Annotated in this window: 10 protein-coding genes and 2 pseudogenes; 2 read left to right on the top strand and 10 right to left on the bottom strand. The window is 47.9% G+C overall.

Features of this window, described 5'->3' with window-relative positions; translation table 11 throughout:
- The 6 genes and pseudogenes from SYN8016DRAFT_RS08520 to SYN8016DRAFT_RS08495 all read right to left on the bottom strand — a co-directional run.
- Window positions 1–1,209 (bottom strand): annotated as a pseudogene (locus SYN8016DRAFT_RS08520) (hypothetical protein); the annotation flags it as partial.
- 98 nt (window positions 1,210–1,307) lie between these two features.
- Window positions 1,308–2,468 (bottom strand): HlyD family secretion protein, encoded by a 1,161-nt coding sequence (locus SYN8016DRAFT_RS08515; protein ID WP_006853955.1) that lies wholly within the window; start codon window positions 2,466–2,468, stop codon window positions 1,308–1,310.
- A complete protein-coding gene (locus SYN8016DRAFT_RS08510) occupies window positions 2,468–5,422 on the bottom strand; it encodes a peptidase domain-containing ABC transporter (protein ID WP_006853954.1) in 2,955 nt (984 codons plus the stop codon). Before SYN8016DRAFT_RS08510 ends, SYN8016DRAFT_RS08515 begins: the two co-directional genes overlap by 1 nt.
- 12 nt (window positions 5,423–5,434) lie before the next feature.
- Window positions 5,435–6,238 (bottom strand): peptidylprolyl isomerase, encoded by an 804-nt coding sequence (locus tag SYN8016DRAFT_RS08505; protein WP_216725587.1) that lies wholly within the window; start codon window positions 6,236–6,238, stop codon window positions 5,435–5,437.
- Window positions 6,239–6,629: 391 nt separating this feature from the next.
- On the bottom strand, window positions 6,630–7,460 hold the full coding sequence (locus tag SYN8016DRAFT_RS08500) for a sulfotransferase domain-containing protein (protein ID WP_006853952.1): 831 nt from the start codon (window positions 7,458–7,460) through the stop codon (window positions 6,630–6,632).
- Window positions 7,457–9,379 (bottom strand): glycosyltransferase, encoded by a 1,923-nt coding sequence (locus SYN8016DRAFT_RS08495; protein WP_006853951.1) that lies wholly within the window; start codon window positions 9,377–9,379, stop codon window positions 7,457–7,459. Before SYN8016DRAFT_RS08495 ends, SYN8016DRAFT_RS08500 begins: the two co-directional genes overlap by 4 nt.
- A gap of 249 nt (window positions 9,380–9,628) precedes the next feature.
- Between SYN8016DRAFT_RS08495 and SYN8016DRAFT_RS15355 the strand changes: the two genes are divergently transcribed.
- Window positions 9,629–9,772, top strand: coding sequence for a hypothetical protein (locus SYN8016DRAFT_RS15355; protein ID WP_006853950.1), 144 nt, complete (start codon window positions 9,629–9,631; stop codon window positions 9,770–9,772).
- A 144-nt stretch (window positions 9,773–9,916) separates the two neighbouring features.
- Here the strand turns inward: SYN8016DRAFT_RS15355 and SYN8016DRAFT_RS08490 are convergent, their stop codons facing one another.
- Entirely contained in the window at window positions 9,917–11,203 is a 1,287-nt protein-coding gene (locus SYN8016DRAFT_RS08490; protein WP_006853949.1) for a rhamnan synthesis F family protein, read from the bottom strand.
- Window positions 11,204–11,302: 99 nt separating this feature from the next.
- On the opposite strand from SYN8016DRAFT_RS08490, the gene secA reads away from it, so the two are divergent.
- Window positions 11,303–14,149 carry a preprotein translocase subunit SecA gene (secA, locus tag SYN8016DRAFT_RS08485; protein ID WP_006853948.1) on the top strand — a complete coding sequence of 949 codons (2,847 nt, stop codon included), beginning with the start codon at window positions 11,303–11,305 and terminating at the stop codon, window positions 14,147–14,149.
- Window positions 14,150–14,271: 122 nt separating this feature from the next.
- On the opposite strand, the gene SYN8016DRAFT_RS08480 is transcribed toward secA, so the two are convergent.
- The 3 genes and pseudogenes from SYN8016DRAFT_RS08480 to SYN8016DRAFT_RS15790 all read right to left on the bottom strand — a co-directional run.
- Window positions 14,272–14,556, bottom strand: a complete 285-nt coding sequence (locus SYN8016DRAFT_RS08480) for a hypothetical protein (RefSeq protein ID WP_006853947.1) — start codon at window positions 14,554–14,556, stop codon at window positions 14,272–14,274.
- Window positions 14,553–15,143: a hypothetical protein gene (locus SYN8016DRAFT_RS08475; RefSeq protein WP_006853946.1), complete on the bottom strand. Its 591-nt coding sequence runs from the start codon at window positions 15,141–15,143 to the stop codon at window positions 14,553–14,555. Before SYN8016DRAFT_RS08475 ends, SYN8016DRAFT_RS08480 begins: the two co-directional genes overlap by 4 nt.
- Window positions 15,144–15,640: 497 nt before the next feature.
- Window positions 15,641–15,970: pseudogene (locus SYN8016DRAFT_RS15790) on the bottom strand (serine O-acetyltransferase); the annotation flags it as partial.
- Window positions 15,971–16,012: the final 42 nt, after the last annotated feature.

Here is a 16,012-nt window from a genome sequence, read left to right as displayed (position 1 = left end):
TACGCTATCTAAAAGCCCAAGGGAAAGTGAATCTTCTCCATTGTTACCTTCAATTGATCCTCCAGTCACAAAAGCATTTTCTGTGGAAATGATGTCATTGCCATCACCACCTATGACGGAAGAGTTAAAGAGACCGGCTTCTAATCCGAAAACGTCATCACCCTTATCACCAGCAATGACGCTATCGATGATGGCAATGGAGTCATCAATAAAAGAGCTAATAATGTCATCCCCTTGACCACCCTCGATAGATGAAGAGACAATATTCCCTCTAAGGTCAATGGCGTCATTGTCGGCATTGCCGTTAACAGCTACGCTATCTAAAAGCCCAAGGGAAAGTGAATCTTCTCCATCGTTGCCTTCAATTGATCCTCCAGTCAGAAAAGCATTAACTGTGGAAATGCTGTCATTGCCATCACCACCTATGACGGAAGAATTAATGATATCAGGTCCAAACACCAATACCGTATCATCACCCTCATTTCCAGTAATGACATTATGCGCTGCCCTATTACTTGAATTGATAACGATGGAATCTGAGCCATCGCCACCGGATACATCGGAATTTGTCAGGGTGTTGGAGTAAACATTTATTTCGTCATCACCTGAATCTCCACTCAAGAGAGCGTTGTCGACGTTTTGGACGGTGAAAGTGAAATCTGTGACGAGACCTAGGATTGTACCTATTCCAATACTGTCATTTCCTTCTCCGCCAGAAACTTGAGAATTGTCGAAATCCGGAAGCTGCGTTTCAGAGGATACGCCAATGATTGCAATAACGTCGGCATCTTGATTACCCTCGACTAGGAGACCGTCAACAGCGTTTTCAGTATCTACGAAAATGGAGTCTTCACCAGAGTTGCCGATGAGCTGTGAACCGGCACCAACAATGAGATCCGCAATTACGATTGAGTCATCACCCTCTCCGCCGAATGCGGTGAAGGAAGAAACTCGACCAACTGCTGGGTCTTCGGAAGTACTATCGTTGTCAATAACGACAAGGTCATCGCCATCATTGCCGTCAACTACAAAGCCACTAGAGTCATTATTACGCGTTTCAACAAACAACGAATCGTCACCTTCAAGAGCATTGATCGACCCTCCATCAAGCTGACCCAATGATTGGATAATGTCAGCAGCGTTTGTTCCAACTACCGCAGGGGTATTAGAAATATCTACTGTAACACCGTCGACATTGGTAATCGCCAAGGCTTTAAATAGATTAATTGTCAAATATACCCTGACTAAGGGCTATTTGTCAACCATTGAGGACAGTTCTTTTAGTGGATCTTAGCTTAAGTATTTTCTTAGATTTCCCGTAGAGAGTCAGTTTTGTCCTTGAATTTCCCTATTAATAGCTGAAGATAGCTTACTTGGCGAAGCTTGATGTTAGCACTCAAGGTCATTCCTACTTGCAATGGCAAACTACGCCCATTCTTAACATTTAATTTTTGGCTGTTAAGTTCGATTGTTGCTGGAAAACTATAATCACTTCTTGCCTTGGATTGGTCGGGTGGAAGAGCATCTGATCCGATGCTAGTTATAGAACCTTCTAGAGCGCCAAAATCTGATGCGGGAAATGAGTCAATACTAAGATCAGCTTGTTGGCCTACCTTAACAAAACCTATGTCACTGCTAGGTATTTCAACTTGCGCTTCAAGTCGATTCAACGGAACTATCTTCATTACAGGTTCACTGGTTTTTGCTACAAACCCAACTCCTTGAGGTTTGAAATCAAAGATAATCCCGGCTATTGGAGCCTTGATGACCTGGTAGCGTAGATTGACTGACTGTTCTTTTAGTTTACTTCTCAGCGATGTTAGCTCGCTTAGAATCTGCTGGATTTGTTGGCTAATCACAGATTGTTGCATCTCACGGTCTACGATTGTTTTCTGGAGTTCACCTGCTACTTGTTCCACCTTGTCACTTTGCTGAAGTAGCTGAAGCTCTGACCCTGCTCCTTCCGACTCCAATACTGAAAAACGCTTTAAAATGTCTCTCTGCAACAGCAGATTCTTGTTTAAAACATTTTGTTGAGTATCGTTTAATAGTAAGTACTGACGCAACTCTTCTTTTTTGAGTGAAATTTGAAGTTGCTTTAATGTAATTGATTCAATGATGTTTTTTTCGAAGTCAACTGTTGCTTCCGAATCAAGACGAATCAAAACTTGACCTGCTTCCACTTTCTCACCTTCTTTAACTAATATCTCATCAACAACTCCACCTAATGGGACTTGAACATCTTTTACATCTCCCTCTGGCTTCAGTTGTCCGGTAACCACAATAATTTCTTCTGTTTGGGCAAATCCTAGAAACATAACTGCGATAAAGGCTGTACCCATTAATGTCCAGGTTGTTGCTCTTAACCAAAGGTTAGATGGCCTAATAGCTTGACTATCGTCATTGATTTTCGAACGTTTCTCTATGGCTGCTTGTGCTTTTTGCACAATTGAAGAGGATTTTTTCATTAATTCTTCTCCTGCTGGCAGTATAGGGCATAATATCTTCCACGTAGATCAATGAGCTCATCATGAGTTCCTTGTTCAACAACGACACCTTGGTGCATCATCACAATCAGATCTGCACGACGAATGGTTGATAAGCGGTGCGTAATAAAGAATACAGTTGAATGAATGAGTGATGAGCGCAACCTTTCGCAAACTCTTCTTTCTGTGTCGTAATCAAGTGCACTCGTTGCTTCATCCATGACTAGGAGTTTTGGGTTACTCAAAAGAGTTCTTGCGATAGCAATCCGTTGCCGTTGGCCGCCACTGAGTGCGCCTCCACGTTCACCAACATCTGTGCTGTATCCAGTAGGGAGTTCCATAATGAATTCATGGGCGCATGCTAACTGCGCTGCCTGAACGATTTCATCAGAACTTGCTTCAGGGTCTGTGAGCGCAATATTGTCACTTACGCTTCCACTAAATAATAGTGGGTCTTGCGGCACGATTCCAATTTGTCTACGGAGTGAATAAAGTTCTGTTTTATCAATATCATAACCGTCAATAAGTATTCTTCCATTCTCAGGTGAGTAAAGCCTGGGTAGAAGTTTCATAAGTGTACTCTTTCCACTCCCGCTTTGACCAACGACTCCCACAAACATGCCTTGGCGGATATCTAAATTGATATTCTTGAGTATTAATGGTTTGGCAGGACCAAACCTAAAATCTAAATTTTCAAACCTTACTGATCCGTTAATTGGCGGAAGAGGAATTTTTTTCTGATCTTCTTCGTTTGACTCTTGCGGAGTATCCACAACATCTGCAAGTCTTTCAAAGCTTACCTTCAATTCTTGTATGCTTTGCCAAATATTTGATAATCTTAGAATTGGTTGTGTAACGTATCCCGAAATGATTCTGAAAGCTATGAGTTGTCCAAGTGACAAATCCCCTTGAAGAACAAGTGTTGCTCCTACCCAAAGTACCAATAGTTGTGATAATTTTTGCAGGACTTGACTTGTTTGACTTAGGAGGGTGCCAGTTATTTTTTTCTCAAAGGTGCGGTTGATATAAGTGTGATACATTTCTTGCCACTTCCACCGACTTACAACTTCAACGTTTTGTGCTTTCACTGTTTGTATACCAGTTAACACTTCAACGAGGTGACTTTGTGTCTTTGCATTTTCTTGAGCTGCTTGACGGTATTGACGACGGAACAATGGAGCTCCGAGTACAGTGATGAAAACTTGTATCGGTATAACTGCTAATGCCACTAAAGTTAGTAACCAACTATATAAAGCCATTACGATGATGTAAATCACCGAAAATGCCGCATCTATAACCGTGGTTAAGGCTTGACCCGTCAGAAAGTTTCTTATTTTCTCCATTTCTCCGATTCTGGTTCCCAATTCACCCACAGGTCTCCTGTCGAAATACCCCAGTGGTAATCGCAAAAGATGATCAATAACTTCTGACCCAAGGCGAAGGTCGATTCGATTTGTTGTTTCAGTAAATAGAAATGTTCGAAGAGTGCTTAACAAACCTTCCAAGACAGTGACAACAACAAGGGCTAAGCCCAATACTTGCAAAGTATCTAAACTGCGTTGATTAATGACTTTGTCAATAATGATCTGAATCAGCAGTGGATTTGCTAAGCTAAACAATTGCACCACGAAGGATGCAAGTAACACTTGAATCAGTACATTTCTGTGGCGCTTGATTGCGGGCAGGAACCAGCCGAAGTTAAATCGTTGTTCTGGGGTTGCATTGGTACGATCCACTAATAACAATTCGATTCCAGCAGGGAATTCTGATTCGAGCTGATCAACTGTGACCTGTACCCACCCTTTTCTAGGACTTGCAAGTCGTAATCCATTGGCATTACTGGTTACAGCTAATGCGAATCCAGTTTTGTAACTGACTAGCGCTGGTACTTGTAGACGGTTCCCATATTCAGCTTTGACCCGTGAGCCCATCACGTGTAACCCCATCGTTGCTGCTAATTGTCCTAATTGCTGTAAGTTTGGTGTTTGACCTCGTCGCATTGAATCGCGCAGCATTTTATCAATACTGTCACGACGATACGGAAGTTTCATTAGCTTACTTAGCATTTTAAAGCATGCCGAAATCTCTTCCATCATTCCATCGGCCATTATCATCTCGAACGACTCAATGTTATTGCTTCCTTCAAGATTTAAACCGCTTGCTACTGGAGCAGCAGCTAATTGTGAATTTGCAATATGAACATGATCGCTTGAATGAGTTTGATGAACAATTGAGGCGACATTGCCTTCCCCAATCAACGATTGATGCACTTTCGTTGTTATGGAGATTAATCGAAGAGGAATTGGTCCGCGTACTGCTGGCCAGCCATCATTGATGAAAAGTTCTTCTCCTAAAGTTCTGTTTATAGTGTTAGCGCTACCTACAAATACTTTCCTATCATTCGTAATGGCGTTTTTTAATTCTTCTGGTATAGGTTTTATTGTTATGGCTGCCTCTTTGGCTAGGATGAACGATTGCTTCGAGAGCCTTCCATTAAGTGTGTCGCTTTTTAGTACAAGTTGGAGAATTGAGTAAAGCTCTGCTGCGAATAAGTTAGACTGGCACCACTGCCTAAATGTTGGCTCTTCCTCGATTAATTGTACGATTTTGCTGTCCGAAATTGCAATGCCGTGCAGAATTTCGCACGCCGCAACTTCTTCGCAACCTGATGTTTGAAGAATAGATGCAAGACCAACTATATCATTAACTCCTAGTTTCTTAAGAGTTTGAGGCTTTCCATCTTCTCCAATCAGTAATCTCGCGCTACCTTCTATAATAATAATAATTTGATTTGGTATTAAACTTCTTTTGCAAATTGGTTGCCCTGCTTCAAATGATAAGAGTTCACTTGCTTTAGATAACTGTTCTATTGCGTCATCACTTAGTCCTTGAAAAGCTGGATGCTTTTTGAGGTAATTAGCTTTGATTGTCGACATTGATTTACGAATTCAGGTGGGCGATGCGGTTGAACTGTGAGCTTGATGGCTTGACAAAATACTGGTTGTCTCTTCTTCTGCCCACTTTTCAAAAAGCTCTGTACACATTTTCTGTTTTATCTGGTCATTAAAGCTTGCTTGTTTGTAATCGTCAAGTCTAACTACAAGCCACCAGTTTTGAATTTTGAAGGGTTCAATCAATGCCCCTGGTTCATGGGTTCGGAGCTTTTCTGCAAGAATTGGGTGTGCCTTGGTTAGCGATATAGGACCGATTTGGCCATTCTTATGCTTTTCGGGACCCGATGAGTGTTTTGCGGCCAAGTCTGCGAAGTCGTTTTCTTCTTCTTCAATTTGTAAATACAGCTCACGAGCGAGATACTGGCTGTCAAGGCGTAGAAGGCTATAGGTTACTAAATCAAGGCTATCCTTTCTTTCCAGGAATCGTTGTTCAGCTTTGGCACCAAATGTTGCCAAACTGTATATTTTAATTCTGAGCAAAAGTTCTAGCTGCCATGATAAATCTGCTTCTGTAATCCCCTTGCTTTTGATGTGACTAACCAGTGATTCACTGCTTTTGATTTTTAATTGTTTGCAGTATCTGCTCAATAATTTTTTGCTTTCATCAGGGTGGATGGTTACGCTTGACAGCGCATTAGCCATGATTTCTCGTTTGACTAACGTTGCCAACATATTGTGGCGTTGAAGCATGGCAACGATTTTCTCGGGAATCGTTTTGATTAAAGAGCCCGTGTTCGTCATTGCTAGTGATGCTTGAGGTGATTGGTGAATGGATTTGTGAATACTAAATTTTGCCACGTCTTGGCCTAGTTTGCCTAAGCACAGGCATTCTACACCTTGACTTTTCAAGTGATGAAGTTGTATCTGCGGCTGTGAAAAAAACAGCTATTGCTTCCTTGCTGATAGACATATTGTTATTAATATCCATGCTCCTTTTGTTATGCTTCTTCCACTTGTCCGCCTCTGTTGCCAGTGTTTGTTGGTGAATTTTAGCGTTGTTGATCCATCTATGTCTTGGTATATCCTGATGCCGGCAGCTCCTTTGATTTCCTTTTTGCTTTGTGCCTTCTCTGCTAACAAATGTTTTGCCCTAAGCTAGTTTTGTCCATACTTTTGCGTATAAGCTATTTATTGTTGTATCCTTCTGAATAAACCTTGATCCTTGCTTTCGTCGGCATGCCTTGCTTTTTTATGTATTCCATTCAATGTTTAGTGTTTCTTTCATCCATCTAAATGTTGCCTGAAATTCCCCTTTTAACCTTTCCCGTATTTTTTGTGATACTTTATCGGACTCGCTAAATCCTTGATTTGCGCGTGGTATTACTGTATCTTTTGGGAAAGGTGCAAGTTCTAGATGTTCTTGTATAGCAATGACTGCGTTTCGGTTTCCATCAAATAGGTCTTCGCTTCGTAATACCAGGACATTCTCTTTCCCGAAAAAGTTGAAGTACCGTTCAAGTTGTGTCTCGTATCTGCTGCGGGAGACATAGCTATGTTCTTGGTAGCTTAGATTATTTCCTCCATGGACTAATATTTTTTCTTCTATGCCGTTCAATCGTTCTTGTTCTGCCGCTAATGCTTTTTCTAGTGTTAGTGTTTCTCGTTTCAATCGGTATGAGTGAAAATATTGAGACAGTGTTCTTTCTATCGGGTTTCTGACGAGTGCAATGATTTTCATGTCAGTTCTAAATCTATGTATCCGTTGAGGTGCGGCTGCATAGAACAGGTAGTAACGAGTTATTTCTCCGCGTATCTTTCCTGCGGGTGCATCCTTAAATTGGCTTCGGTACCAATTTTCTCCTCGATCATAGTATTTTGTGAAAAAATGAATTTCTTTATTTTCAGGCAAGTGAATCTCGGGGTGTTTTTTTAGCAGTTGATAGAGAGTTGTTGTTCCTCCTTTTTGTGTGCCAACACCCAGGAAATGTGGGCGTGGGTTTATTTCTCTTAGTCCTAGTTTGGACTTTACCTTTCTCTGTACTTCTTTGAGCCTGAGATTTCCTTTTTTTGTTGTGATCATTGTTTTGACAGGTGATGAACAGTCTTTATTAAATTTTGAGTGGCTTGCTTTGCTAGAACGTTAGTCTTTCGAATTGCTCTTCGCCAAAGTGGCCATGGATCTTTGGTTTGCTGCGATGTCTCGTCTGTCCCTTGTGATCTCTCTGTTTCGTTTATCTTCGCCCTTGGTAGCCTCTCATGAAATGCTTGCCAACTGAGTTGTATTTTCCATGTTTCTATGGCTGGGCGGAGTTGATAAGCCTTAGGATCTTTGATCTCGCTTTCAATGGCGAGGTCTAGGTGCCTTGCAAGTTCTTCTGGATTTGGTGATGTTAACCAGCAGCGATCCTCTTTTCGAATCAGCTCTGCTGTGCCACCTACGTTTGTTACTACCATCTTTATACCACTGTCTAGTAGTTCATCCACAACGCATGGACTATTTTCGATCAAGGATGGAATGACGACGATTGGCTTGATCGCTATAAGTTTTTCTAGGGCCAGATCGCGTGACAAATTAACCTCAAATTCTATTTGTATTCCAGTATTAACCAACTTTCTTTTGACAAATTCTGTCCCCCATTCTGGTGTTCCATCAGCTTTGAGTCCAACAACGGAATCGCTTCCTATAAATATTAGTTTGTATGGTGGCACTGCCATCTTCAGTATGGCATCTATGAATAATATTAAGCCTTTCCTTTTTTCCAGTCGACCAAAATAAACGCATTTTGCTCCTGTATTCTTATCGGTTAATGTATTCTCATCTTGTTTTAGCCTTTGTGGCAGTGGGCAATTTCGATTGACGAGGATTGATGTCTCTTGGTCTGTTGTGAGTATATTTTTATTCACCCAGCTTTTTAACGATATTGACGGAGATATCAGCCAGTCAGCCTGTTTTATTCCATCGAGCTCCAGTGCCTGCACGATCCCCTCATCAAATAATTGCGCTTCTGTTGCTAACAATCCTCCGTCTGATCCTAGAGGCCAGTTGTTGGCGCTTCGAGCCCAGGCGCTTGGGCCATGGATTCCCACGATGAGTTGCGGCCCCTCTGGTCCTAGTGCTTCTTTCAGTCCACTCGCGAAGCCAAGCCAATCATGCAGATGGACTACATCTGTACGTTGTTGTTTCAATGATCGTGCAATCTTTCGAACGAGACTTAATCTTGATTCTCCACTACTATCAAGATGACTTACTTCAATATTCGCCCCGATCTTCTCCCCTTTAATTGGACCTGATTGTACAAGAACGACTCGAATGCAATGGCCAGATGTTGCCAAGGCAGACGCTAACTCTCTATAGGCTGAGCCGATTCCGCCGCTTCTTCCCCATCCTTGCAGTTCCGAAGTTACGATTGTTACTTTCACTTTCGGCAATAAACTTTGCTCTTGTAATCGTATTTCGTTTAGTTGTAATCCCTGTTCGTGGCTTGTTGTAGTTCTCTCTAGTTCATCTGCCAATAATTGAAGTCTCACTTCCCTGTATTCCGTATTTAGTTGCGTCTGTAATGCTGTCGTGGAGGGATGAAGGAGCCTTTGGCTTTCATTTTTGATTGCTGTATCTAATTGTTGATTAGATTCTGTCGTCAAGTTGTAGTTAATACGTGCCTCGATTTTTTTTAGTGACTCACTGTCTAGTTGCCAGTCCAGCATTTTGCAGAGACGTTGTACCTCTTGGATTGGTTGGGACAGTAAGTCTTCAAAACTTGTTGTTACTACTTTCTCTGAAGTTTGCTTTTTCGCTGCTTGCAAGGCATTGAAGTATGTGCGTTGCCATAGAGCTTCTGCCCAAAGCTCTGGGACTTGTCCTTTACTACTGAATGAACGAATGTTGCTCCATGGGTCCCGATGTACAATTAGCAGGCGGGTATCAATATTTAGGCTATTGAGTACTTCTATCCAATCATCAACCAAAACTGCGCTTCGCGGATCTTTGACGAGCCACAACTTGTTTTTTGAGAATCGTGTTGGTAGGAGCTTTGCTAACTGATCCCTGAACGCAATCCGTCCTGGGTGATTACAGGGTGGTAGCGAATATGATGCTCTGTAGCTGCTCCAATGTCGTCTTATTTCGAGTAGAGCGCGGTCTTGCAGGTCAACGATCTCTGAGTCTTCAAAATAGTCTTATCTTGGTCTGCGATCCTTGGGTATGCTATTGCGTAATAGCAGACTTGGTCCCATCGGGACCTCTGCGCCATGCATCAGGTTCCCGAGAAGGCTTGTTCCGCTGTTGTGCATCCCCAGAACGAGAGCACAGCGCTGTTGATCCCAGAATGCCAAGGCCTTGGTGATTCACATAAGAGTCATGTTGGCATTAATTGCCCCCTTCTCCTCCCCTAGCGGATGTTGGATGTTTGTTTTGTTAGCTGAGTTCTCATGAGAATCCACTCTGTGTTTCGGCCTGGTTTGCAGCGTTAATGAGGTCGTTCTCGCCACCATCAATATGGACAGGCGCATCGGTGACTAACGATTTTGGTAACTGTATCAAGCTCTTAAAAATCTTGACCTCAGGAGGTCTTCAAGGTCGTTCAGCAATTCGGGCTCAAGCTTCTGCAGATGGCATTGCAGTTCCGTTAAAGGAATTGTCTTGATCGCGCTGTCGCCACGGGATGGTGGATTGAACAAAACTTGTTTTTTGATCAAAGGGCAGCCATCTCTCAGCAAGGATTGCCAAGCAAACAGGGTGAGGTTGACGTCGCTGAGCTGGCGGACGTTACAGGCACTAAGCTCCTCACCGCTCCCATTGGTTTGTGTAAGCGTGTTGATGAGTGAGTGACGGGCCCACGTGTCGCCACCATTGGCGATGACTGTTTGGCTAAGTCCGATTTCACCTTGATCAATGAGAGCATCTTTGTCCCCATTGATATCAAATTGCTGCCAGAAAGTCTTCCAAAATCTGCTACCAAAAAGCGGAGCATTCGCCATCAGCAAGTACGACTGCAGGTGATAACGCTCGCGTTCGATGGAATCGGTGAGTCCCCCCAGCTGTGGCATCTCTTGTTTCAGCTCATTGCGCATCTCTTTCAGGCATCTTGCCAAGGACTGCTCTCCTTGCACAGGGAGAGTGCTGTCGTTGGCGAGCACTAAAGAATCGAGTTGTGACAGCAGAGACGGTCGCTCCTGAAGTAGGCAGCAGAAATCCCGGTAGGCTCCAAGACAAAGTCCGAGGTTTTCTCGCAAGCTAATAAGAAACTGGGATTTTTCAAGCTCTTGGAAGGTGTTCTCACTTAGATGAGAGCTTGAGACCACGACAAGCCAGCCTTCACGGCGTAAGGCTTGTAGGGATTGCAGCCATGTTTTTGGAACTAATCCCCTCTTGTCATGGTGATGCCAGAAAATCAGATGGGAGAGGTGATCCTTCTCGATACATTTTTTGAGAGAAGTAAGTAGTTGATCTGGCCGATGGATGCGTCCACGGTGATTCCAAATAACTTTGATGCGGCATTGATTGCGTTCTTCTAGTCGGCGGTGGCACTCCTTCCAAGCTGCTGTTTTTTTCAGCTCCTCCCCAAGCTCTATGTCCTGTTCATTGAAGTCCAATTCAAGGCTGTCGGCGCAGGCAATCTGGCGCCAAAGAGCCAGTTTGGCTCTGCCTCTATGTCGTCCCAAAACATTCGTCCAACGCAGGATGCGAATGAGCGTGGGGCGACTGTCTCTGAGCCGTCTCAGGCTTTGAAACGCTAGTAAAGCTTGGGATCGACGTCCAGAGCCTTCTGTTGACTCAGATTGCAAAAAATAGGCCAGATGCCTCAGGTTCAGCGCAGTTCGCATGGGGGACATTAATCACAGTGCGGGCATCCTCCTCTGGATTGCATTCGAAGATCTAGCTCTTACTCAGTAATCTGGTTTGTAGACGATTTGGCGCTTTCCATGCTCAAGCTCCTGCTGGGTGACCCCAACGCCCGCAAGCTGAAGCGTTATCAGCCGATTGTGTCTGACATCAACGTGCTTGAGGAGGAGATTGCGCCCCTAAGCGATGACGACCTGCGCCGCCGCACGGCCGAGTTTCGTCAGCGCTTGGATGCTGCTGGGACACTGGATAAACAAAGGCCCCTCTTAGATGACTTGTTGCCCGAGGCGTTCGCCGTGGTGCGGGAAGCAGGCAAGCGGGTGCTGGGCATGCGTCACTTCGATGTGCAAATGATCGGTGGCATGGTGCTGCATGAGGGTCAAATCGCCGAGATGAAAACCGGTGAGGGCAAAACGCTTGTTGCCACCCTCCCTAGCTACCTCAATGCGCTCACCGGCCGTGGTGTGCATGTGGTCACGGTGAATGACTACTTGGCCCGCCGCGATGCGGAATGGATGGGGCAAGTGCATCGATTCCTCGGCCTTTCGGTGGGCTTGATCCAGCAAGACATGACGCCGGCTGAACGCCGGATTAATTACGGCTGTGACATCACCTATGCCACCAATTCAGAGCTTGGCTTTGATTATTTGCGCGACAACATGGCTGCCGATATCAATGAGGTGGTGCAGCGCGAGTTTCAGTATTGCGTGATCGACGAAGTCGACTCCATTCTCATTGATGAGGCCCGTACGCCTTTGATCATTTCGGGCCAAGTGGAACGGCCTCAAGAGAAATACCAGAAAGCTGCAGAGGTGGCGAATGCCCTGGAAAGGGCCGCCGAAATGGGCAAAGACGGCATCGACCCCGAAGGTGATTACGAGGTGGATGAAAAGCAGCGCAGTTCCACACTCACCGATGAGGGATTTGCCAAAGCTGAGGCCCTCATTGGCGTGGCTGATCTCTACAACCCTCAGGATCCATGGGCTCACTACATCACCAATGCCCTGAAGGCCAAGGAGCTCTTTGTTCGTGATGTGAATTACATCGTTCGCGATGGTGAAGCGGTGATCGTGGATGAGTTCACAGGCCGGGTGATGCCCGGCCGGCGTTGGAGTGATGGACAGCACCAGGCGATTGAGGCCAAGGAGGGCCTAGAGATTCAGCCAGAAACGCAAACGTTGGCGTCGATTACTTACCAGAATTTCTTTCTGCTCTATCCCCGTTTGGCCGGGATGACCGGTACCGCCAAAACAGAGGAAACGGAATTCGAAAAAACCTATTCCTTGCAGACCGCCATTGTTCCGACGAATCGGGTGCGCGCCCGTCAGGATTGGGTGGATCAGGTCTACAAAACCGAAACGGCGAAATGGCGTGCCGTCGCTAAAGAAACCGCTGAGGTTCACAAACAAGGTCGCCCCGTGTTGGTGGGCACCACCAGTGTTGAGAAAAGTGAGCTGCTGAGTGCCTTGCTTGCGGAGGAAAATATCCCCCACAACCTGCTGAATGCCAAGCCGGAAAATGTGGAGCGGGAAGCGGAAATCGTGGCCCAGGCCGGTAGGGCTGGCTCTGTGACCATTGCCACGAACATGGCGGGACGCGGTACCGACATCATTCTTGGCGGCAATAGCGATTACATGGCGCGCCTCAAGCTGCGTGAAGTGCTGCTTCCCCGGCTGGTGCGGCCGGAGGATGGGCACCGGCCTCCGGTACCGCTGCAGCGCAGTGCTGAGGGCGGTGGCGGTTTCTCCGAATCGGCGCCAGCGAGTGGTCCCCACGGCAATGCCCCGAGTGAAGCCAAGGCGATTGGCAACCTCTATCCCTGCCAGCTCACGGAGGAGACGGATCAGGCCCTGGTGGAGCTGGCCAAACAGTTGGTGAAGGCTTGGGGTGATCGCGCCCTGAGTGTGATCGAACTGGAAGATCGGATTGCTACGGCAGCGGAGAAAGCTCCCACTGAGGATCCTGAGATTGCCCAGCTGCGTGCTGCCATCGCCCAGGTGAAAGGCGAATACGACGCTGTGGTGAAAAAGGAGGAGATGGGGGTGCGTGAGGCTGGAGGCCTGCACGTGATTGGCACGGAGCGTCACGAATCACGCCGGGTTGATAACCAGCTTCGCGGCCGTGCGGGCCGCCAGGGTGACCCTGGCAGCACCAGGTTCTTCCTGTCGTTGGGTGACAACCTCCTGCGCATCTTTGGTGGTGAGCGTGTAGCTGGCTTGATGAATGCCTTCCGGGTGGAAGAAGACATGCCGATTGAATCGGGCATGCTTACGCGCTCGCTTGAGGGGGCACAAAAGAAGGTTGAGACGTACTACTACGACATCCGTAAGCAGGTGTTTGAGTACGACGAGGTGATGAACAATCAGCGCAAAGCGGTGTACACCGAGAGGCGCCGCGTGCTTGATGGCCGTGAACTGAAAAAGCAAGTGATTGGCTACGGCGAGCGCACGATGAATGAGATTGTTGAGGCCTATGTGAATCCAGACCTGCCCCCTGAGGAATGGGATGTCTCGCAGCTCGTGAGCAAGGTGAAGGAGTTTGTTTACCTGCTGGAAGATCTCCAGCCTGATCAACTTCAGGGTCTGTCGATGGATGATCTCAAGGCCTTTTTGCAAGAACAATTACGCAATGCCTACGACCTTAAAGAAGGTCAGATTGAGGAGTTGCGTCCCGGTCTGATGCGAGAGGCTGAGCGTTTCTTCATCTTGCAGCAGATTGATACGCTCTGGCGTGAACATCTACAAGCCATGGATGCTCTGCGTGAATCGGTGGGATTGAGGGGATATGGGCAGAAAGATCCTCTAATTGAATATAAAAATGAGGGCTACGATATGTTCCTGGAAATGATGACAAATATGCGCCGCAATGTGATTTATTCGATGTTCATGTTTCAGCCGGCCGGCTCCCCGTCGGAGGCGCAGGCCTGATGGGGCCCAGCCCGGTTCGACCTGTTCCGAAGGAGTGATCAGGGGCGGCCTGCTGATCGCCCCCCTTTCGCCGCAAAGCGTTCCGCCATCCGGCCCACCATCAGATCCTCGGCGCCGGGGAGTTAGCGCACATGCTTGTGGGCGAACGGTGCCCCATGCCTGGCGATGTAGCGCAGCAGTGGCCGGCTGATCGCGTAGGCCTTGCCGCCGAAGAAACTTTGCACCCGCCCGTCGACGCCGAACACCGCTTCGTGGTTCACCGCCAAGCCCTTGTTGCGGCCCCACTGAAGAATGTTCGCCTGCTTCGGGGTGGCATGGTGCAGCAAGCCGTCGTAGTGCTGACCCCCCTGAAGAGGCGTCTCCAGGCGGCGTTCCACCCACTGGGCCAGTGCCTCCGGATCGATCACCAGTTTGCCCTGGTAGGGATGCTGGTCAGATCCATCTTGATCAGTTGCTTCATCCGCAGCTCACGGCTGCACCAGCGCAGCATCTGCAGGGTTTTGAGGCTCAGCTGGCGGTAGTTCTCCGGGGTGTTAAGGGTCAGCCGTCGTCCATCGAATTGGTCGCCGGACGTGCTGCCTCCCCACACCTCCAGCAGCAGGGTGTCTTTGCGTTGGCGGATCAGCGTCCACAATGGTGAGCTGTAGAACGTGTCCAGCAGTGCACTGTCGTTCTCGCAGCCGTAGAGGCAGATCACACTGCGGCTGGGCCGTGCTTTGCTGGCCTCTGGCCAGTGCCAGTATCGATGGGGATGGCGGCGATTCAGCTGGCGTTGGCCGGGATGGGTGAATTGCTCTAGTTCGGCCGCATCGGGGAAGGTGAGTTGGCGGGCGCTTAGCCGCAGCCGGTTTCGGTGCCAGCCCCGTTGCACCTCTTCCGCCTGAAAGCGGCGGTTCAGGTACTTGCGCCGGGCGTTGGCCTGATGGCGCACGATCCGGTGACGCAGCACCAGGTTCTCCTCCGCCAGCTGCAGCGGCGTTTCCCCTTGTTGCATAAGCCGATGACCGCCGCTGCCGCGATTGGAAAACTCTCAGCGGCGGTCCTAAAGAAGTAGTAGTGCTCCGCCGGTTGGTTGCGGCTCAGCGGCAGCAGCACGAACTCCTCAAAGTTCACGGCATTGGCGCCCCCGGCCGCCTGGCGGCTGAGGGCCTGCTGCAGGGTTTCTCCCTCCACCGGGCTATCCAGCCACTCATCGGTATCGAGGTGCACCACCCAGTCGTGCTTAAGCCCCTGGATGGCTGCCTCCTTGGCGGCCAGCTGTTGTTAGAGGCTGAACTGCCCCAGCCATTCCAGCTCTTGCACCGCCAGCATGCCCCGGCCGAGCCAGGCTTCGGTCACGGCGCGGGTGGTGTCGTTGGAGCTGTGGTCAATCACCACCACCTCCAGCCCTTCGGCGATCCAGAGGGGCAGGTGCTGGCTCAGCAGATCGGCCTCATTGCGGCAGGCCACCACCGCAGCGCAGCAGAGCTGGGTTGGTGGGGCGTGTTGGGTTCACCCGGTGATGTCCCCCAGAAACTCCAAACGTTCCCGGCCTTTGAGCGTCTGCAGGTTGGGATTGAGGCTCGACACCGTGTTCTCGAGGTGATCTATCCGCTCCATGAGGTTGCGGATCACATTGGCTTCCGCATCCGGCAGGGCGGAGTGAGCCAGGGGGTTGATCCGCACGCCGCTCTGGTGGATCACGCGGCCTGGAATGCCCACAAAGGTGCAGTCGCTTTCCACATCGCGCACCATCACCGACCCGGCACCGATGCGGTTGTTGGTGCCGATGGTGATGGCACCCACCACCTTGGTTCCGGCACCCACCACAACGTTCTCCGCCGAAGAATAAACCGGCTGTTAGTCGCCTATTTGCATGGTATT

This window comes from Synechococcus sp. WH 8016 (assembly GCF_000230675.1).
GTDB lineage: Bacteria > Cyanobacteriota > Cyanobacteriia > PCC-6307 > Cyanobiaceae > Synechococcus_C.
This window is presented reverse-complemented; position numbering and strand designations above follow the sequence as displayed.